This is a genomic window from Streptomyces griseofuscus (genome assembly GCF_014673495.1).
Lineage (GTDB): Bacteria > Actinomycetota > Actinomycetes > Streptomycetales > Streptomycetaceae > Streptomyces > Streptomyces murinus.
In genome coordinates this window covers 3,130,837-3,149,177 of sequence record NZ_CP051006.1, presented here as the reverse complement: position 1 = coordinate 3,149,177, position 18,341 = coordinate 3,130,837, and the positions used below count along the sequence as shown (strand labels likewise).

Annotated in this window: 22 protein-coding genes; 12 read left to right on the top strand and 10 right to left on the bottom strand. The window is 71.1% G+C overall.

Annotation, left to right across the window (positions count from 1 at the left end):
- The first annotated feature begins 154 nt into the window (after positions 1 to 154).
- From HEP81_RS13765 to HEP81_RS13755, 3 genes are all read left to right on the top strand, one after another.
- Complete coding sequence (locus tag HEP81_RS13765) at positions 155 to 1,561, top strand: family 2B encapsulin nanocompartment shell protein (RefSeq protein ID WP_037660213.1); 1,407 nt, start codon at positions 155 to 157, stop codon at positions 1,559 to 1,561.
- Positions 1,562 to 1,673: 112 nt separating this feature from the next.
- Positions 1,674 to 2,810, top strand: a complete 1,137-nt coding sequence (locus HEP81_RS13760; protein WP_037660214.1) for a family 2 encapsulin nanocompartment cargo protein polyprenyl transferase — start codon at positions 1,674 to 1,676, stop codon at positions 2,808 to 2,810.
- Positions 2,811 to 2,968: 158 nt separating this feature from the next.
- The gene (locus HEP81_RS13755; RefSeq protein ID WP_037660216.1) at positions 2,969 to 3,301 is read left to right on the top strand and encodes a DUF952 domain-containing protein; all 333 of its coding nucleotides are present in this window, start codon (positions 2,969 to 2,971) and stop codon (positions 3,299 to 3,301) included.
- A gap of 23 nt (positions 3,302 to 3,324) precedes the next feature.
- On the opposite strand, the gene HEP81_RS13750 is transcribed toward HEP81_RS13755, so the two are convergent.
- Together HEP81_RS13750 and HEP81_RS13745 are read right to left on the bottom strand one after the other, a co-directional pair.
- Positions 3,325 to 3,741, bottom strand: a complete 417-nt coding sequence (locus tag HEP81_RS13750; RefSeq protein ID WP_037660218.1) for a VOC family protein — start codon at positions 3,739 to 3,741, stop codon at positions 3,325 to 3,327.
- Positions 3,742 to 3,802: 61 nt separating this feature from the next.
- Positions 3,803 to 4,201 carry a helix-turn-helix transcriptional regulator gene (locus tag HEP81_RS13745; protein ID WP_037660290.1) on the bottom strand — a complete coding sequence of 133 codons (399 nt, stop codon included), beginning with the start codon at positions 4,199 to 4,201 and terminating at the stop codon, positions 3,803 to 3,805.
- A 141-nt stretch (positions 4,202 to 4,342) separates the two neighbouring features.
- Here HEP81_RS13745 and HEP81_RS13740 point away from each other — a divergent pair, with 141 nt between their 5' ends.
- From HEP81_RS13740 to HEP81_RS13730, 3 genes are all read left to right on the top strand, one after another.
- On the top strand, positions 4,343 to 5,497 hold the full coding sequence (locus tag HEP81_RS13740) for an inorganic phosphate transporter (RefSeq protein ID WP_037660219.1): 1,155 nt from the start codon (positions 4,343 to 4,345) through the stop codon (positions 5,495 to 5,497).
- Between the two features lie 16 nt (positions 5,498 to 5,513).
- The gene (locus HEP81_RS13735; RefSeq protein WP_037660222.1) at positions 5,514 to 5,741 is read left to right on the top strand and encodes a hypothetical protein; all 228 of its coding nucleotides are present in this window, start codon (positions 5,514 to 5,516) and stop codon (positions 5,739 to 5,741) included.
- Positions 5,742 to 5,929: 188 nt separating this feature from the next.
- A complete protein-coding gene (locus HEP81_RS13730) occupies positions 5,930 to 6,400 on the top strand; it encodes a MarR family transcriptional regulator (protein WP_051850451.1) in 471 nt (156 codons plus the stop codon).
- On the opposite strand, the gene HEP81_RS13725 is transcribed toward HEP81_RS13730, so the two are convergent.
- The gene (locus tag HEP81_RS13725; protein ID WP_051850452.1) at positions 6,369 to 6,923 is read right to left on the bottom strand and encodes a MarR family winged helix-turn-helix transcriptional regulator; all 555 of its coding nucleotides are present in this window, start codon (positions 6,921 to 6,923) and stop codon (positions 6,369 to 6,371) included. The two genes, HEP81_RS13730 and HEP81_RS13725, sit on opposite strands and share 32 nt — an antisense overlap.
- A 337-nt stretch (positions 6,924 to 7,260) precedes the next feature.
- Here HEP81_RS13725 and HEP81_RS13720 point away from each other — a divergent pair, with 337 nt between their 5' ends.
- The gene (locus HEP81_RS13720; protein WP_037660224.1) at positions 7,261 to 7,500 is read left to right on the top strand and encodes a hypothetical protein; all 240 of its coding nucleotides are present in this window, start codon (positions 7,261 to 7,263) and stop codon (positions 7,498 to 7,500) included.
- A gap of 271 nt (positions 7,501 to 7,771) precedes the next feature.
- Here HEP81_RS13720 and sodN read toward each other — a convergent pair whose 3' ends face one another.
- The gene (gene sodN / locus HEP81_RS13715) at positions 7,772 to 8,167 is read right to left on the bottom strand and encodes a superoxide dismutase, Ni (protein ID WP_037660225.1); all 396 of its coding nucleotides are present in this window, start codon (positions 8,165 to 8,167) and stop codon (positions 7,772 to 7,774) included.
- A gap of 146 nt (positions 8,168 to 8,313) precedes the next feature.
- Here sodN and sodX point away from each other — a divergent pair, with 146 nt between their 5' ends.
- Complete coding sequence (gene sodX, locus HEP81_RS13710; RefSeq protein ID WP_037660227.1) at positions 8,314 to 8,748, top strand: nickel-type superoxide dismutase maturation protease; 435 nt, start codon at positions 8,314 to 8,316, stop codon at positions 8,746 to 8,748.
- Here sodX and HEP81_RS13705 read toward each other — a convergent pair.
- The gene (locus HEP81_RS13705) at positions 8,652 to 9,281 is read right to left on the bottom strand and encodes a CGNR zinc finger domain-containing protein (RefSeq protein ID WP_037660231.1); all 630 of its coding nucleotides are present in this window, start codon (positions 9,279 to 9,281) and stop codon (positions 8,652 to 8,654) included. The two genes, sodX and HEP81_RS13705, sit on opposite strands and share 97 nt — an antisense overlap.
- 100 nt (positions 9,282 to 9,381) lie before the next feature.
- Between HEP81_RS13705 and HEP81_RS13700 the strand changes: the two genes are divergently transcribed.
- Positions 9,382 to 10,140 (top strand): class I SAM-dependent methyltransferase, encoded by a 759-nt coding sequence (locus HEP81_RS13700; protein WP_037660233.1) that lies wholly within the window; start codon positions 9,382 to 9,384, stop codon positions 10,138 to 10,140.
- A gap of 76 nt (positions 10,141 to 10,216) precedes the next feature.
- Here HEP81_RS13700 and HEP81_RS13695 read toward each other — a convergent pair whose 3' ends face one another.
- The 3 genes from HEP81_RS13695 to HEP81_RS13685 are packed head-to-tail and all read right to left on the bottom strand — an operon-like array spanning position 10,217 to position 12,946.
- Positions 10,217 to 10,969, bottom strand: a complete 753-nt coding sequence (locus tag HEP81_RS13695; protein ID WP_037660296.1) for an amino acid ABC transporter ATP-binding protein — start codon at positions 10,967 to 10,969, stop codon at positions 10,217 to 10,219.
- A 47-nt stretch (positions 10,970 to 11,016) separates the two neighbouring features.
- Positions 11,017 to 11,949, bottom strand: coding sequence for an amino acid ABC transporter permease (locus HEP81_RS13690; protein WP_037660234.1), 933 nt, complete (start codon positions 11,947 to 11,949; stop codon positions 11,017 to 11,019).
- A gap of 40 nt (positions 11,950 to 11,989) precedes the next feature.
- Complete coding sequence (locus HEP81_RS13685) at positions 11,990 to 12,946, bottom strand: ABC transporter substrate-binding protein (protein ID WP_037660235.1); 957 nt, start codon at positions 12,944 to 12,946, stop codon at positions 11,990 to 11,992.
- A 619-nt stretch (positions 12,947 to 13,565) separates the two neighbouring features.
- On the opposite strand from HEP81_RS13685, the gene HEP81_RS13680 reads away from it, so the two are divergent.
- Positions 13,566 to 14,789, top strand: coding sequence for an NAD(P)-dependent malic enzyme (locus HEP81_RS13680; protein ID WP_037660236.1), 1,224 nt, complete (start codon positions 13,566 to 13,568; stop codon positions 14,787 to 14,789).
- 265 nt (positions 14,790 to 15,054) lie between these two features.
- The gene (locus HEP81_RS13675; RefSeq protein WP_037660239.1) at positions 15,055 to 16,020 is read left to right on the top strand and encodes a zinc-binding dehydrogenase; all 966 of its coding nucleotides are present in this window, start codon (positions 15,055 to 15,057) and stop codon (positions 16,018 to 16,020) included.
- Between the two features lie 73 nt (positions 16,021 to 16,093).
- Here the strand turns inward: HEP81_RS13675 and HEP81_RS13670 are convergent, their stop codons facing one another.
- Together HEP81_RS13670 and HEP81_RS13665 are read right to left on the bottom strand one after the other, a co-directional pair.
- The gene (locus HEP81_RS13670) at positions 16,094 to 17,068 is read right to left on the bottom strand and encodes a PadR family transcriptional regulator (RefSeq protein WP_037660241.1); all 975 of its coding nucleotides are present in this window, start codon (positions 17,066 to 17,068) and stop codon (positions 16,094 to 16,096) included.
- Position 17,069: 1 nt separating this feature from the next.
- Positions 17,070 to 17,945 (bottom strand): DUF4097 family beta strand repeat-containing protein, encoded by an 876-nt coding sequence (locus HEP81_RS13665; protein WP_037660242.1) that lies wholly within the window; start codon positions 17,943 to 17,945, stop codon positions 17,070 to 17,072.
- Between the two features lie 191 nt (positions 17,946 to 18,136).
- Here HEP81_RS13665 and HEP81_RS13660 point away from each other — a divergent pair, with 191 nt between their 5' ends.
- On the top strand, positions 18,137 to 18,319 hold the full coding sequence (locus tag HEP81_RS13660) for a DUF6104 family protein (RefSeq protein ID WP_019075209.1): 183 nt from the start codon (positions 18,137 to 18,139) through the stop codon (positions 18,317 to 18,319).
- Positions 18,320 to 18,341 lie beyond the last annotated feature (22 nt).

Here is an 18,341-nt window from a genome sequence, read left to right as displayed (position 1 = left end):
CGCGGCCCCTTTTTCACGGTCCCCCTTTCTGCCCACTAGTCCGATGATCCATTCCCCCTCTTTCGGGTAATGGCGTGGCAACCGTGCGTGATGGGACGCTCGATGCGAGACCGGCCCGTTGCGACCGGTGGATTACATGGGAGGGCATTTCCACATGTCGGTAGGCGAAGAGCTCCGCACGGATCAGGGCAAGCCGCAGCAGTCCCTCGGGACCGCGGCAGCGCGGAACCTGGCCACCACCACCAAGTCCGTTCCGCAGATGCAGGAGATCAGCTCCCGCTGGCTGCTGCGCATGCTCCCCTGGGTGGATGTCCAGGGCGGCACATACCGGGTGAACCGCCGGCTGACGTACGCCGTCGGCGACGGCCGGATCACCTTCGTCAAGACCGGAGGCCAGGTCGAGGTCATCCCGGCCGAACTCGGCGAACTCCCGGCCCTGCGGTCGTACGAGGACGAAGAGGTGCTGGCCGAGCTGGCCCGGCGCTGCCGCCAGCGTGACTTCGCCCCCGGCGAGGTGATCGCCGACTTCGGCAACCGCAATGACGGGGTGCATCTGCTCGCCCACGGCCGCGTCGAGAAGATCGGCACCGGCCCCTACGGCGACGACTCGGTCCTCGGCGTCCTCGCCGACGGCTCCTACTTCGGCGACCAGGCGCTGGTCGACCCGGACGCCATCTGGGAGTACACGGTCCGCGCGGACACCGCCAGCACCGTGCTGATCCTCAGCCGCCAGGACTTCGAGCAGATCGCCGAGCGCTCCCAGTCCCTGCGCGACCATCTGGCCCAGCTGCGCTCGATCCCGGAGCAGCGCACCAACAAGTACGGCGAGAAGGCCGTCGACCTGGCCGCGGGCCACTCCGGCGAGGCCGACATCCCGCACACCTTCGTCGACTACGAGGCCCGGCCCCGCGAGTACGAACTGAGCATCGCCCAGACCGTGCTGCGCGTCCACTCCCGGGTGGCCGACCTCTACAACCAGCCGATGAACCAGACCGAGCAGCAGCTGCGGCTCACGGTCGAGGCGCTGAAGGAGCGCCAGGAGCACGAGCTGATCAACAACCCGGAGTTCGGTCTGCTCAGCAACTGCGAGTACGACCAGCGGATCCAGCCGCACGACGGCGCCCCGAGCCCGGACGACATGGACGAACTGCTCAGCCGCCGCCGCGGGACCAAGCTGTTCCTCGCCCACCCGCGCGCGATCGCCGCGTTCGGCCGCGAGCTGAACAAGCGGGGTCTGGTGCCGGAGACCATCGACATGGGCGGCAACCGCATCCCCACCTGGCGCGGGGTGCCCCTCTTCCCCTGCGGCAAGATCCCGATCAGCGAGGCGCGCACCACCTCGATCATCGCGATGCGCACCGGCGAGGACGAACAGGGCGTCATCGGTCTGCGGCAGTCCGGTCTCCCGGACGAGATCGAGCCGAGCCTGTCCGTCCGCTTCATGGGGATCAACGAGCAGGCGATCATCAAGTACCTGGTCACGGCCTACTACTCGGCCGCCGTCCTGGTGCCCGACGCGCTCGGTGTGCTGGAGAACGTCGAAATCGGCCGGTGGAGGTGACGTTTCCGCACGTCGCGGCCGTGTCCCCGAACGCCCGGACGGGTACACCCTCGGGGTACGCGTCCGGCCGGGCAGGATCCGCCGATGCCCGCGGACCTGGCGAGGGGGAGACATGGCCGAGTCCATGACGGAGACCGAACAACGCCCCTCCGGTGTGCCGTACCCCGGCACACCGGAGGGGCGGCGGGGGACCGGCGACCCGGGCCCCGCCCCGCACGACGGGCAGGAGGCGCCGGAGCTGCTGGAGCGGAGCCGGGCCCTGGTCGACCCGGCGATGCGCGCCGCCGTCGAGTCGCTGCCCGCTTCCATGCGCCGGATCGCCCGCTACCACTTCGGCTGGGAGCATGTGGACGGCAGCCCGGCCGCGGGCCACGCCGGCAAGGCGATCCGTCCGGCCCTGGTGCTCGCCGCGGCCGCCGCGCTCGGCGGCCCGGCGGCCCGGGCGGCCGCCGTACCGGCCGCGGCGGCGGTGGAGCTGGTCCACAACTTCACCCTGCTGCACGACGATGTGATGGACCGGGACCCCACCCGCAGGCACCGGCCCACGGCCTGGACGGTGTTCGGGGACGCCGACGCGATCCTCGCCGGGGACGCGCTCCAGGCGCTCGCGCTGCGTCTGCTGGCCGAGGATCCGCACCCGGCCGCGGCCCCGGCGGCCGCCCGGCTCGCGGACTGCGTGATGGAGCTGTGCGCCGGCCAGCACACGGACACCGACCTGGAGCACCGCGCCCCGGAGGAGGTCACGCTGGACGAGGTGCTCGTCATGGCCGAGGCGAAGACCGGGGCGCTGCTGGGCTGCGCCTGCGCCCTCGGCGCGCTGTACGCGGGCGCGGGGCCCGAGGAAGTGGCCGCGCTGGACGGCTTCGGCCGTCAGGCGGGGCTCGCCTTCCAGCTGATCGACGACGTCATCGGCATATGGGGTGAGCCGCTGCGGACCGGCAAGCCGGCCGGTGCCGATCTCGCGGCCCGCAAGAAGTCCCTGCCGGTGGTGGCGGCACTCGTCTCCGGCACCCCGGCGGCGGCCGAACTCGCCGCGCTGTACGGAAAGCCGTACATCACCGGGGACAGCGAGGGCATAGCGCGGACCGCGCTGGCCGTGGAGCGGGCCGGCGGCCGGGACTGGGCGCAGACGGAGGCGGCCGACCGGATGGCCCGCGCGATGCAGGAACTGGCCCGGGCGATCCAGGACCCCGAGGCGGCGGGCGGGCTGCTCGCCCTCGCCGAGTTCGTGACCCGGCGCAGCAGCTGAGCGCCGCGGTCCGCGCCGCCGGTCCGTCCGGCGGCCCCAAGGACCCGGAGTCCCCGGGCCCGTGCGGCTCCTGACCCCGCACGGTGCCCCGGGGGCTCCGGTCGGCCGGGTCCCGTGGATCCCCACAGTCCACGGGGCCCGCCGTCTACCGTGAAGCCATGCCGAAACCGTCCCGCATCGTCCACATCACCGAGCGCTCCCTGTGGGAGGCGGCCCGCGAGCGCGGCACCTACGAGGTGTCGACCCGGGGCCGCACCCTCGATCAGGTGGGCTTCATCCACTTCTCCACCCGCGAGCAGCTCCCGTCCGTCGCCGCGTTCCTGTACGGCGGGTACGGCGGCCCGGACGAACTGGTGGTCCTGGTGGTGGATCCGGCGTTGCTCGACGCGCCGCTGAGGTACGAGCCGGTGAAGCCTGGGGGTGAGGAATTCCCGCACCTCTACGGCCCGTTGCCGGTGAGCGCCGTGGTGGACGTGGAGCCCTGGGGGTGAAGTACCGCGTGCGGCAGGGGAGTTCAGGCCGCCGGGCGCTGGAAGCAGCGCAGCAGATTGCCCGCCGGGTCGCGGAAGGCGCAGTCGCGGACGCCCCACGGCTGGTCGGTCGGCTCCTGGAGGACGTCGGCGCCGGACTCGCGCAGCCGCTCCCACAGCGCGTCGCAGTCGTCGGTGGCCAGGATGACCCCGCGCAGCATGCCCTTGGCGAGCAGCTCGGCCATCGCCTGCCGGTCTGCGGGGGAGGCGTCCGGATTGGCGCCCGGCGGCTCCAGCACGATCTCCACGTCCGGCTGGTGCGGCGAGCCGACGGTCACCCATCGCATCCCCTCGAAGCCCACGTCGTTGCGGACCTCCAGCCCGAGGATGTCGCGGTAGAAGGCGAGGGCCTTGTCATGGTCGTCCACGGCGATGAAGCACTGTGCGAGTCGTACGTTCATGCGTTCACGCTAAGCCGCTCGGGAGGCCGGCGCGCGCGGCTGCGGGAACGGCCCCGGAAGATCAGTAGGGGCGGCGGCGGGGCCGGGTGAAGGTGCGGGCCACGCAGGAGGGGATCACCGCGGCCGGCTCGTGCGAGGCGGCACGATAGGCGCTCGGGGTCCGGCCGACCAGCTCGGTGAAACGGGAGCTGAAGGACCCCAGTGACGTACACCCCACGGCCAGGCACACCTCGGTGACCGTGAGGTCGCCCTGGCGCAGCAGCGCCTTGGCCCGCTCGATACGGCGGGTCATGAGATAGCTGTACGGCGTCTCCCCGAACGCCTTGCGGAAGCTGCGCTGGAAATGGCCCGGGGACATCAGGGCATCGCGCGCCAGCTCGCTCATGTCGAGCGGCTCGGCGTACTCCCGGTCCATCCGGTCCCGTACCCGCCGCAGCCGCCGCAGATCCTCCAGACTCACGCCCACCAGCTTGGCACAGCCCACCGACACCGGACCCGGGATCATCACGGGCCGCCTTGCCCACCCCGTCTCCTCCCGGGCATTCCTGGGCTTTCGCTCCCAGTTCGCGCGGAATTGGCCGGGTCTTGGTTGGCTGGAGTCATGGACCACATCACGTTGCTCGTGGCGGTCGTCATCGTGACGGCGCTGGCCTTCGACTTCACGAACGGGTTCCATGACACCGCGAACGCGATGGCCACCTCCATCGCCACCGGCGCGCTCCGGCCCAGAATCGCGGTCCTGATCAGCGGTGTTCTCAATATCGCGGGCGCGTTCCTGTCCACCGAGGTGGCCCGGACGATCTCCGGGGGCATCGTGGACGACGCCCTGGTCACCCCCGCGATGATCTTCGCCGGGCTGGTCGGGGCGATCCTGTGGAACCTGGCGACCTGGCTCGCCGGGCTGCCCTCCAGTTCCTCGCACGCCCTGTTCGGCGGGCTGATAGGCGCGGTCTGGGTCGGCGCGGGGTCCAAGGGCGTGCACTTCGAGCAGGTGGTCGGCAAGGTGCTGCTGCCCGCCGTCGTCTCCCCGGTGGTGGCCGGGGTGGCCGCCTGCGCCGCCACCTACCTCGCCTATCTGCTCTCCGCGCGCGCCCGCGAGGACCGGGTGACCAAGGGCTTCCGGATCGGCCAGATCGCCTCCGCCTCCCTGGTCTCCCTCGCGCACGGCACCAACGACGCGCAGAAGACCATGGGCGTGATCACGCTGACCCTCATCTCCGCGGGCGCGCTCGGCCATGACGCCGGACCGCCGGTCTGGGTGATCGGCTCCGCCGGTCTCGCGATCGGCCTCGGCACCTACCTGGGCGGCTGGCGGATCATCCGCACCATGGGCAAGGGCCTGACGGAGATCCAGTCGCCGCAGGGCTTCGCCGCCGAGACGGCCTCCACCGCGGTGATCCTCACCTCCGCCCACCTCGGCTTCGCCCTGTCCACGACCCAGGTCGCCTCCGGCAGCATCCTCGGCGCGGGCCTCGGCCGCCGGCTCGCGGAGGTCCGCTGGGGTGTGGCCGGGCGGATGGCGCTGGCCTGGCTGATCACCCTGCCGTTCGCCGCGCTGGTCGGCGGCCTCGCGGCGAGCGTGGTCAAGCACGGCGGCAACATCGGCACGGTCGTCGTCGCCCTGGTGGCGCTGGCGCTCGCCCTAGGGGTCGTCGTCATCTCCCGCCGCAACCCGGTGCACGCCGACAACGTCAACGACGACCACGAGGTCACCCTCCGCTCCCAGACCCCCACCGGCATCGGCTCGGCCGTCTGAATCCCGGGAGTCCGCCATGCACATCGACTGGTCCGCCCTCGCCCGGGTCGCCGCGGTCAGCCTCGGCGTCACCGTCGCCGTGGTCGTCGTCTTCACCCTCGGTGTACTCGGCCTCTCCCGCGCCGCCGACCGCCGCACGGGCCCCGCCACCACCCTGGCCCGCGCCCAGGCGGGACTGTGCTTCCTGGCCTGCGCCGTGGTGGTGGGCTACGGCATCTACCTGATCGTGCCCCGGCTGCACTGAGCGGAATCAGCGGAATTCACAGAATTCCCTCCGGTGCGGAGGCGGGTACGGCCGAGGAGAAGGTGCTCGGCGTGCTCACCGTGAAGCCGGAGGTGGCCATCCGGCTCTGGCAGGACAGCCCCCACACGCCTACGAGCTGCCGGCCGCGGCCTCCGCCGGGGGCTGGGACCGTACGACATGATCGGTGGATGGACCGACGGGTGGACCCCATGGAGCCCGAGGGGCGGGCGGCCCTGGACGGCCTCTACACCGCGCTCTCGGCGCTCGCGTACACCATGACCGGCAACCGCGCGCACAGCAGGCTGCGCCGGGAGGCCGGGGTCTCGGTGGACCGGGCGTCCCTCGCGGTGCTGAGGGTGCTTGCGGCGTCGCCGGAACCCCTGCGGGTGGGCGAGCTCGCCGAGGCCCTGATGGTGAACGCCCCGCATGTCACCCGCGAGGTGCGCCGGCTGGAGGACGGCGGCCTGGTCGCCACCACCCGGGAGCCGGGGGACCAGCGGGCGCGCCGGGCGCGGGCCACCGGGGAGGGCCGGGAGGCGGTCGCACGCGCCGAGGCCACGGGGAAGCGGTGGCTCGGCGAGGCGCTGGGGGAGTTCTCGCTGGAGGAACTGGAGACGGCGGCGGTGATCAACCGGATCGTGACGGGGCTCCGGCCGTGAGGGAGCCGCCGTGAGGGCTGCGGTGAGGGACGCCGTCGGTGACTCGGGGCGGCCGGGGTCTCGGTGGGATCCGCCGTTCTTGCGCGGGTCGCCGTCCCTGTGGAGGCATTTGTGGCTGCCTCTGCGGGGGCGTGAGGAGGTAGCGCGAGGTGACCGCCCGGTTGTACCGGTCCAGCATGGTGCCCAGCGCCCGCAGCTCCTCCGGGCCCCAGTCGCCCAGCAGTTCGGCGTGGCTCTCGGTGCGCCGGTCCCGTACGACCCGCATCTCGCGCAGCCCGTCCGCGGGCGGCGTGACCACCCGGCGGCGCCGGTCGGCGAGGTCGGCGGTGCTCTCGACCAGGCTGGCGGCGGTGAGCGCGGAGACCTGCCGGCCCGCGGTGGCGGGGTCGAGGCCGAGGGTGCAGGCAAGGGTGGTGATGGTCATCGGGCCGCCGTCGCTGAAGGGGCGCAGCAGCAGATACTGCGCCCGGTCGAGACGGTCGTGGACAACGGTACGCCGGTGCAGCAGCTCGAAGTTGCGCATGGATCACTGGGGGGAGTGGACACGGGTGGACCGAGAAGTGGCCGCGCTGCGCGGAATAGCGGGACAGGGTGGTCGGTTCGGACCCCGGGCTGAACCGGCTGCGCATGGCCCTGTCCGGCACCGGTGTCTGGACGAAGGTGCGCACCGCCGTCTTCTTCCCGCCGGCCGTCGGCATCGGGATGCTCGCGGGCGTCGCGGTGGCCGGCCGTACGGATCTGATGCTGTGCGGCTTCGTCGCCGTGATGTTCATGGCGGTCTTCGTGCGCCGCTTCGGCATGGCCTTCTTCTTCTACGGCTGGGCTACTTCTTCGCCGCGTTCCTCGGCGCGAAGCCGTACATGCTGCCCGCCCTGCTGTCGGCGGTCGGTGTCGCGACGGACTGGGTGCTGCTGCTGTCGTTGACCGTGCTGCGCACCAATCCGCGCCGCACCCTGCGCCGTGTGCGCGAGGCGTTCGGCGCACGGGCCCGAGCGGTGGCCCGCGCCAGTGCCGAACTGCTGGCGGCCGACCCGCGCCACCATGCCCGGCTGCGCCGCAGGCTGCACGCGCGCCACTACGCCTGTCCGAAGCCGCGTTGATGATCGAGGGCTGGTCGGCGGAGCCCGGCGCGCTGCCCGCGGGCTGGTCCGGACCCGCGCTGCGGCGCCGGTTGCTGAGGCGCATCTCGCGATCGACGCCCCGGCCGCGGCGGCCGAGACGCTGGCCGAGGACATACCGAGTGACCTTGCCGGGCGCGACCCCCGGCCCTCCCGCGAGGTATCCGTGAAGCGCACGGGCCGTGGTGCCGCCCATGTACAAGGGGGCCCCGCCGGACATGCCGACGGGGCCCCCTTGCGGCGGGAGAGAAGGTCAGGCCTTCTTCGTCTCCCAGAAGATCTTGTCGATCTGGGCGATGTAGTCGAGCGCCTTCTGGCCCGTCGCCGGGTCGGTGGACGCCTTGGCGGCCGAGAGGGCCTTCAGGGTGTCGTTGACCAGCTGGTGCAGCTCGGGGTACTTCTCGAAGTGCGGGGCCTTGAAGTAGTCGCTCCAGAGGACGGAGACGTGGTGCTTCGCGAGCTCCGCGCGCTGCTCCTTGATGATGGTGGCGCGGGCCTGGAAGTGGGGGTCGTCGTTGCCGGCCATCTTGTCCTGGACGGCCTTGACCGACTCCGCCTCGATGCGGGCCTGGGCCGGGTCGTACACGCCGCAGGGCAGGTCGCAGTGGGCGCTGACCTTGACCTTGGGGGCAAACAGGCGGGAAAGCATGGAGCATTCCTTCCTCGTGATCGTCTTCTCAGGTGCGACATTACTCCCTGAGGGACCGGTTTTCCCGAGTGCCCCCTAGGGCTTAGGACAAAAGTCCGGGGTCAGACTGAGAACTGGTGGAGGATCGGACCGGGGAGGTGCCGGGAATGCCGGAGCTGTCGCAGGAGAGCGAGCGGGGGAGGCCGCCCGCGCCGTTCGGGCTGGCCGAGGTGACGGGGCCGTCCATGGTGCCCACGCTCCAGCACGGCGATCAGCTGCTGGTGCGGTACGGCGGCACGGTCAGGCCCGGTGACATCGTCGTCCTGCGGCATCCGTTCCAGCAGGACCTGCTGGTGGTCAAGCGGGCCGTGGAGCGGCGCGAGGGCGGCTGGTGGGTGCTCGGGGACAACCCGTACGCGGGTGGCGACAGCACTGACTACGGGGTGGTGCCGCAGGAGCTGGTGCTGGGGCGGGCCTGGCTGCGGGTGCGGCCGTTCAGGGCCGGTCAGCGTTCGCCGCTGGCCGTACTGGGCTGGGCCGTATCGGCGGTGCGGCCGCTGCTCGGCGACCGGTCGGCCTCCAGGCGCTTGCGGGCCCGGTAGGCGGCCACGTTCGCGCGGGTGGCGCAGCGGTCGGAGCAGTAGCGCCGGGAGCGGTTGGTCGAGGTGTCCAGGTAGGCGTTGCGGCAGGGGGCCGCCTGGCACAGGCCGAGCCGGTCCACGCCGTACTCGGTGAGGTGGAAGGCGAGACCCATCGCCGCGATCGCCGCGTAGCCCGCGGTGGCGTTGGAGGGGTGGTCGGCCAGATGCATGTGCCACAGCGGACGGTCGTCCTCGTCCCGGTGGTCGTGGCCGGAGATCTGGGGGCTGACCGGGAACTCCAGCAGCAGCGAGTTCAGCAGGTCCACCGCCAGCGTCTCGTCGCCCCCGTCGGCCGCCTCGAACACCGAGCGCAGCCGGGCCCGGACCGAACGGAAGCGGGTGACATCGGCGTCGGTGGCGCGGCGGGCCGCGGACGCGTTGACGCCGAAGAGGTCACGGATGGCCTCGACCGAGGTCAGGCAGTCCTTGCCCCGGGTCGGTTCCTCGGTGTTGACGAGTCGTACGGCGTAATCCGAGTAATAGGCCAGTTCCACTTGTAGTCCTTACGGGGGCGCTCTATCGTCGTACCAGCGGTCGGGTAACAGTCGATCGTGCATCCAGGGTATTACGCGAGCGAGGGGAAAGGCGGGCTCCATGACCACGAGTACCGGAACCGACTGGGCGGCCTGGCAGAACAGCTGGGACCGGCAGCAGGAGTGGTACATGCCCGACCGCGAGGACCGCTTCCGGATCATGCTCGACATGGTCGAGGCCCTCGTCGGTACGGCGCCCCGCGTACTCGACCTCGCCTGCGGCACCGGCAGCATCACCGCCCGGGTGCTGGCGCGCTTCCCCGAGGCCACCAGCACCGGTGTCGACCTCGACCCGGCGCTGCTCGCCATCGCGCGCGGCACCTTCGACGGCGATGACCGGGTCTCCTTCGTGACCGCCGACCTCAAGGACCCCGACTGGGCGGCGAAGCTGCCGTACGAGTCGTACGACGCCGTACTGACCGCGACGGCCCTGCACTGGCTGCACAGCGAACCCCTCGCGGACCTCTATGGCCGGATCGCGGAACTCGTGCGCGACGGCGGTGTGTTCATGAACGCGGACCACATGATCGACGACAGCACGCCCCGGATCAACGCGGCCGAGCGCGCCCAGCGGCACGCGCGTATGGATCAGGCCAAGCGGGACGGCGCCCTGGACTGGGCGCAGTGGTGGCAGGTCGCGGCGAAGGACCCGGTGCTCGCCGAGCCGACCGCCCGCCGCTTCGAGATCTACGGCGAGCACGCCGACGGCGACATGCCCTCCGCCGACTGGCACGCGCGAACCCTGCGGGAGAAGGGCTTCGCCGAGGCCAGGCCCGTGTGGTGCTCTCCGTCGGACAGTCTGGTCCTCGCCGTGAAGTAGGCCCTCGGACGGGCAGGGCAGAGGGAAGGGGCGGTGCACGCACCGCCCCTTCCCTCTGCGTTCGTCTCGCGGCCGGTCACAGCACCTTCGACAGGAACGACTGGGTCCGCTCGTGCTGCGGATTCGTCAGCACGTCCCGCGGATGGCCGGATTCGACCACGACACCGCCGTCCATGAACACCAGGCTGTCGCCCACCTCGCGGGCGAAGCCCATCTCATGGGTGACGACGACCATCGTCATCCCGGACTCGGCGAGGTCGCGCATGACGTCCAGGACGTCGCCGACCAGCTCCGGGTCCAGGGCCGAGGTCGGCTCGTCGAACAGCATCAGCTTGGGGTCCATCGCGAGCGCCCGTGCGATCGCCACCCGCTGCTGCTGGCCGCCGGAGAGCTGCGAGGGGTAGTTGCCCGCCTTGTCGGCCAGGCCCACCCGCTCCAGGAGCTGCCCGGCACGCTCCCGTGCCTCGGCCTTGGCCACGCCCTTGACCTGGACCGGCGCCTCCATGACGTTCTCCAGCGCCGTCATGTGCGGGAACAGGTTGAAGCGCTGGAAGACCATGCCGATGTCCCGGCGCTTCATGGCGACTTCGCTGTCCTTGAGCTCGTACAGCTTGCCGCCCTTCTGGCGGTAGCCGACCAGCTCGCCGTCGACGTACAGCCGCCCGGCGTTGATCTTCTCCAGGTGGTTGATGCACCGCAGGAAGGTGGACTTGCCCGAGCCCGAGGGGCCGATGAGGCAGAACACCTCGCCGGGGCGCACCTCCAGATCGATGCCCTTGAGCACCTCCACATGCCCGAACGACTTGTGGACGCCCTCCGCCCGGACCATCGCGGTGGTGCCCGCGGCCACGGGGTCCTGCTTGCTCAGCTTGTCGCTCATGCCATGACCTTCCTGCTGGAGAAGGTCGTCAGATGCGCCCTGACCTTCTGCCACGGGGTGGGCGGGAGGCTGCGGCTGGAACCGCGGGCGTAGTACCGCTCGATGTAGTACTGGCCCACGCTGAGCACCGAGGTCATGATCAGGTACCAGGCCGCGGCCAGGAAGTACATCTCCACCGGGGCGCCGGAGTTCTGGCCGATGTCCTGGGCGTAGCGGAACAGTTCGGGATACTGGACGGCCGCCACGAGCGAGGTCGTCTTCAGCATGTTGATGACCTCGTTGCCGGTCGGCGGCACGATCACCCGCATCGCCTGCGGGATGACCACCCGGCGCAGCGTCCTGGCGTGGCTCATGCCCAGCGCCTGGGCCGCCTCGGTCTGGCCCTCGTCCACCGCGAGCAGACCCGCCCGGCAGATCTCGGCCATGTACGCCGCCTCGTTCAGACCCAGGCCGAGCAGCGCCGTCAGCAGCGGCGTCATGAAGTTCGACCAGTAGTCCTTGTAGAAGGGCATCAGGTTGATGTACTCGAAGACCAGGCCCAGGTTGAACCACAGGAACAGCTGGACCAGGACCGGGGTGCCGCGGAAGAACCAGATGTAGAACCACGCGATGGACGAGGTCACCGGGTTCTTGGAGAGCCGCATGACGGCCAGGACGACACCGCCGACGATGCCGATCAGCATCGACAGGACCGTCAGCAGAAGCGTCTTGCTGACACCGGTCATGATCCGGTGGTCGAAGAAGTACTCCGGCACCGCATGCCAGTTGATCTTGCCTTGGCTGAAGGCGTTGATGATCGCGACGAGGATCGCGATGGCGACGACGGCGGACACATAGCGTCCGTAGTGCCGCACCGGGATGGCCCTGATGGCTTCCGGGCCGGCCGGGGGAGTGCCCTGCTCCCCGGCCGTCTTCTCTATGTCAGTCACGGATGTGCTGCCTCTCGGTGGCCGCTGGAGACGCCGCGGGTCACTTGCCGCCGTTGATCACGGATTCCTTGACGGCGCCGTCCTGGGCGCCCCACTTCTCGAGGATCTTCTGGTACTCGCCGTTCTTGATGATCGCGTCCATAGCGGCCTTGAGCGCGTCCCGCAGCTGGCCGGACTCCTTGGAGACCGCGATGCCGTACGGCGCCGCCGAGACCTGGTCGCCGACGATCTGGAAGTCCTTGCCGCCGCCCGAGGTCTTCGCCGCGTACGCCGCGACCGGGAAGTCGGAGGAGGCCGCGTCCACGCCGCCCGAGCGCAGCCGGGTCTGGGACTGCTGGTCGTCGTCGAACGGCTCGATGGAGAGCTTCTTGCCGGCCGGACACTTCTTGGCCTCGGCCTTGGCCAGGTCCTCCGAGACGGTGCTGCGCTCGACGGCGATCTTCTTGCCGCACAGGTCGGACCAGCCGGTGATGCCCTGGGTGTCGCCCTTGCGCGTGTAGATCGAGACGCCGGCGGTCAGGTAGTCGACGAAGTCGACACCCTCGCCGACCTTCTTGCCGGTGTCCGGGTCGATGCCCTGCTGGCGGTCCTTGTTGTCGGTCATGGCCGACATGGCTATGTCGTAGCGGCCCGAGCGCAGGCCGGTGAGCAGGGCGTCGAAGGTGCCGTTGCGGAACTCGAAGGTCACCCCGAGCTGCTTGCCCAGCGCGGCGGCGAGGTCCGGGTCCAGACCGACGGCCTTGCCGCTGGAGTCCTTGAACTCCACCGGGGCGTACGCGATGTCCGAACCGACCAGGATCTTGCCCTTGCCGCGGATGGACTGCGGGAGCTTGCCGGCGAGCGGGGCACCGGACGAGGCATTGCCGGAGTCGTTGTTCTTGTCCTTGGTCTGGTCACCGCAGCCGGTGAGCAGCAGGGCGCCTGCGACCGCGATCGCACCGACCGCAGCCAGCCGGGGACGCGTGGCGGTCGAACGACGGGTGGAACGTGCGGTCATTGTGGATTCCTCCGGCGTATGCGAAGAGTTTGCCGCTGGGTAGACGAGAACACACACCATTGGGTGGCGCGACCTCGCGGGTTTACGGCATCTTGCCATTCGGACTACGCCATCCAGGGGCGCCGATATGTCAAAATCGGATAACGGGTGACCCCCGAACCCCATCAGGTCGGTACATCCTTGGTCTCTCGGTGCCATACCGCACCGGGCCACCTGCGCGAATCCCGTCCCACCGCCGGAAAACCTCCGGCACATCCCAACATGTGGACGACCGGACATGTGGGTGTCGTACGACCGTGTCGTGCGCCCGCCGCAGCCGTCCGGGCCCGCCGAGTCCCCGGAGCCCCGCATCGCCGTCAGCGCGGCCGTCAGCGGTATGTCATGTCCGTGTGGCGAACTGGTTCCCAGATGTGACCTTGCACCTATTGGACTCGTCGTGAGCGCCGTCCGTCCGGTAAGAAGGTTCTTTACACCCCTCATCCGGGGCTCAGGGCGCGTGTGCGGCGCGCCCGTCGCGCATGACCCGTGCGTATCCGCAATCGGGCCCTGCGCGGTGCCCGCCCACCCCTCACCAGGAGTGGTCGACCCTCAAACCATGCATACCTAAGGGGTAGAACAAGTGGCAGCGGAGATCGTCAATCCTCGCAGCGACATCGGTACGGACCAGGACGGCGGGGCCGAGCCCCTCGATTCCTTCGATCCGGTGTTCGCTCTGCACCGCGGCGGCAAGATGGCTGTGCAAGCCACCGTGCCCGTCCGCGACAAGGACGACCTTTCCCTCGCGTACACGCCCGGCGTCGCTCGCGTGTGCACCGCGATCGCGGAACAGCCGGAGCTGGTCAACGACTACACATGGAAGTCCTCCGTCGTCGCCGTCGTCACCGACGGTACGGCGGTGCTCGGACTCGGGGACATCGGTCCCCAGGCCTCCCTCCCCGTGATGGAGGGCAAGGCGATCCTGTTCAAGCAGTTCGGCGGCGTCGACGCGGTGCCGATCGCGCTCGACTGCACCGATGTGGACGAGATCGTGGAGACCGTCGTCCGTCTCGCTCCCTCCTTCGGCGGAGTCAACCTGGAGGACATCTCGGCGCCCCGGTGCTTCGAGATCGAGCGCCGCCTCCAGGAGCGCCTGGACATCCCGGTCTTCCACGACGACCAGCACGGCACCGCCGTGGTGACGCTGGCGGCGCTGCGCAACGCGGCGCGGCTCAGCGGCCGGGAGATCGGCCAGCTGCGCGCCGTGATCTCGGGCGCCGGCGCGGCCGGTGTCGCCATCGCCAAGATGCTGGTCGAGGCCGGCATCGGTGATGTGGCGGTGGCGGACCGCAAGGGCGTCGTCTCCGCGGACCGCGAGGACCTGACCCCGGTCAAGCGCGACCTGGCCGGCTTCACCAACAAGGCCGGCATCAGCGGCACGCTGGCGGACGCGCTCAAGGGCGCGGACGTCTTCATCGGCGTCTCCGGCGGCACCGTCGCCGAGGAGGCCGTGGCCGGTATGGCCAAGGGCGCCTTCGTGTTCGCGATGGCCAACCCGAACCCCGAGGTGCACCCCGAGGTCGCGCACAAGTACGCGGCGGTCGTGGCCACCGGGCGCTCGGACTTCCCGAACCAGATCAACAACGTGCTGGCCTTCCCCGGGATCTTCGCGGGCGCGCTCCAGGTGCGGGCCTCCCGGATCACCGAGGGCATGAAGATCGCGGCGGCCGAGGCGCTGGCCTCCGTGGTCGGTGACGATCTCGCGGCGGACTACGTGATTCCGTCGCCGTTCGACGAGCGGGTCGCTCCGGCGGTCACCGCGGCGGTGGCCGCGGCGGCGCGAGCCGAGGGCGTCGCCCGCCGCTGACGTCGGCTGAGATGGCCCCGCCTGATCACTGGCGGGGCCATTTCTTTTCCCCCCCGCCCACCCGACCCGGGTGGTGAACCCGGGTGGTGAAGAGGGGCCGCGGAGGCCGGCGCCGCAGGGTGTGCCCGCGCGATGTGGACGCCTCGGGTGCGGTCCACCGCGGGGTGGTGTGCGGCTGCGCTGCCCGAGTGCCGGTGTGCAAGAGGGCATGTGTCACAGCGCGGCCCGGTTCCCCTGGCCGTCCGGCCCACCTATCGTCGGCAGCATGTTCGCCGTCTACGCCGCCCGAATCGACCGCGACCAGCCGCTCTCCGGCCTTGAGTTGGGGGAGCGTCCGGCTCCCGAGGCCCGCCCCGGCTGGAGCACCATCGATGTGCGCGCCGCCTCCCTCAACCACCATGACCTCTGGTCCCTGCGGGGCGTCGGCCTCCCGGAGGACCGGCTGCCGATGATCCTCGGCTGCGACGCCGCCGGGGTCGACGCCGACGGCAACGAGGTCGTCCTGCACTCCGTCATCGGCCAGAGCGGCCACGGTGTCGGCCCGAAGGAGCCGCGCTCCATCCTGACCGAGCGCTATCAGGGCACCTTCGCCGAACAGGTCGCCGTACCGACCTTCAATGTGCTGCCCAAGCCGAAGGAACTGTCCTTCGCCGAGGCCGCCTGTCTGCCCACCGCATGGCTGACGGCGTACCGGATGCTGTTCACCAACGCGGGGGTACGGCCCGGGGACTCGGTCCTGGTGCAGGGCGCGGGCGGCGGGGTCGCCACGGCCGCGATCGTGCTCGGCAGGGCGGCGGGGCTGAAGATGTTCGCCACCAGCCGGGACGAGGCCAAGCGGAAGCGGGCCCTGGAGCTGGGCGCGGTGGAGGCCGTGGAGAGCGGGGCGCGGCTGCCGCAGCGGGTGGACGCGGTCATCGAGACCGTGGGCGCCGCGACCTGGTCGCACTCGGTGAAGTCGCTGCGCCCTGGCGGGACGATCGTCATCTCCGGCGCGACCAGCGGCGACCGGCCCTCGCACGCCGAGCTGACCCGGATCTTCTTCCTCGAACTGAAGGTCGTCGGCTCCACCATGGGCACCAAGGACGAGCTGGAGGACCTGCTCTCCTTCTGCGCCACGACCGGCGTACGGCCCGTCATCGACGAGGTGCTTCCGCTGGACCGCGCCCGCGAGGGCTTCGAACGGATGGAGTCGGGTGGGCAGTTCGGGAAGATCGTACTGACGACGTCCTGACCTCGTCGGTGCGGCGCGGGCGGGTCCGGGGTGGCGGGCCCGCCTTCCACTGTGCCGTCGAGTCTCTCCTGCGCTATCCCTTCGGCGGGCGCAGGACCGAGGTGATCTCGGCCGCCGCGCGCGACAGCTGCTCCCGGGCCGTCCGGAGCTGGTCCGGAGTCACGCCGTGGTCGCGGGACAGATCGCGGATGTCGTCGCGGAAGCGGTCCAGCAGGCGGTCGAGGTCGCGGGCGGGGTTGTCGGTGGGGGGTTCGTGCGTCCAGGAGGGGACGTGTTCGGCGGGGAAGTCCGTCGTGGTGTAGGTCGGGGCCTGGGCCGGGCGGGGGCTGGTCCAGTCCTTGCTCAGATCGCCCAGTTCCCTGGCCAGTTCGGTCAGGCCCTCGCGGACGCCCGCGGGCCAGTTGCCGCGCGCGAAGTGGTCCTGGACGCGGCGGGCGACCCGCTGCATCTCCTCCTGCGCCTGGGCCCGGGCCCGGGCCTGGGCCTCCTGGGCCTGATGGCGGGCGCGCTGGGCCTCCTCGCGGGCCCGGCGGCTCTCGTCCTTGGCGCGGCGGGCCTGCTCCTTCCACTCCTGCCTGACCCGGCGCATCTCCTCCTTGGCCGCGCGCCAGGCGTCCTTGTCGTCCCCCGCGGATCCGGCGTCCCCGGTGTCGCCGCCCCCGCGGGCCTCGGACGCGGCGGCGCGCATCTCCCGGCGCAGATCGCCGGCCGCGCCCCGCACATCGGCCTTGATCTCGGCCGCGAGCTCCGCCACCGACTCGCGGATCTCCAGTTCCAGATCGGCCAGCTCGCCGCTGCGGTCGGCCAGTTCGGCGCGGCCCGCGTCGGTGATGGCGTACACCTTGCGGCCGCCCTCGGTGGTGTGGGTGACCAGGCCCTCGGCCTCCAGCTTGGCCAGCCGGGGGTAGACGGTGCCCGCCGAGGGTGCGTACAGCCCCTGGAAGCGCTCCTCCAGGAGGCGGATCACCTCATAGCCGTGGCGCGGGGCTTCGTCCAGCAGCTTGAGCAGGTACAGGCGCAGGCGTCCGTGCGCGAAGACGGGGGGCATGTCAGAGCACCTTCTTGTCGGTCGTGCCGTCGGTCGGGTCGGCGGCGGTGCCGTGGGTCGTGCCGTCGGGCGCCCGGTCGGGGCGCCGGAGCAGGGCGATCGCGCCGGAGACCGTGGTGGCCCGGAGCCGTCCCGTGCCCGCGCCCAGCCGGCCGGTGATCTTGTGGGCGCCCCACTGGCCCTGCACCCGCAGCCCCTCGAAGGCGTTGGAGATCCGGCCGCTCGCCGTGTTCGCCTCCACCTCCGCGTCCGCCGGGTGCGGCAGCCGGATGGCGATCTCGCCCGAGACGCTGGTGAGGTGGACGTCCGTCGGCCCCTCCGGGTCCAGGTCCACGATCATCGAGCCGCTGACCGAGTCGGCCCGCACAGCGGGGCCCGAGCCCTCGACCACGGTCAGGTCCCCGGAGACCGAGGTGAAGCGCAGCTCGCCGGTGACCGCCTGCGCCTCCAGATTCCCCGACACGGTGTTCGCCTGGACCGGTCCGGAGAGGCCGACCAGGGCGGTGTCGCCGGTGACGCCCCGGACCACCGCCGGGCCCCGGACGCCGGATATCACCGCGCCGGCGCCGACCGTGCCCACCTCCACCTTGGCGTCCGCCGGGACCGCGAGGGAGACGACCGCGCTGCGGCGCCAGCTCCTGCGGTCCAGGAGCTTGGTGAAGCCCTGCCAGGTCAGGTCCTCGTACCCCACCGTCAGGGTGCCGTTCTCGTGCGTCACCAGCAGCGGGGGCCCCTCGATGTCCGAGACCTCCAGACGGGCGGGGCCCTCCTCGACCCCCATCACGTTCACCGTGCCGCCCGCGATGCGCACCTGGAGGGTGCTCACCGGGGCGTCGAACGTCAGCTTCTGTGGTTCGGCGACGGACCACTCGGACATGGGGGACCTCCTCGGCCGTACACGATCGCGACGCGCCATATCGCGTCCGTCCAGAAACACGATATATCGTGGCCTCGCGAAGTCAAGGCACTCTTTCGGGAACACCGCCCCGCGCATTGCTTAGGCTGGTGACGACGCCGACGCCTGTCCCATCGGCCCGGGCGCATACGCACACCAGGAGACGCAACCCCATGTACTTCACCGACCGCGGCATCGAGGAGCTGGAGAAGCGGCGCGGCGAGGAGGAGGTCACCTTCGAGTGGCTCGCCGAGCAGCTGCGCACCTTCGTGGACCTCAACCCCGACTTCGAGGTGCCCGTGGAGCGCCTGGCCACCTGGCTCGCCCGCCTCGACGACGAGGACGACGACGAGTAAGCAGGGGCGGTAGAAACGCTGA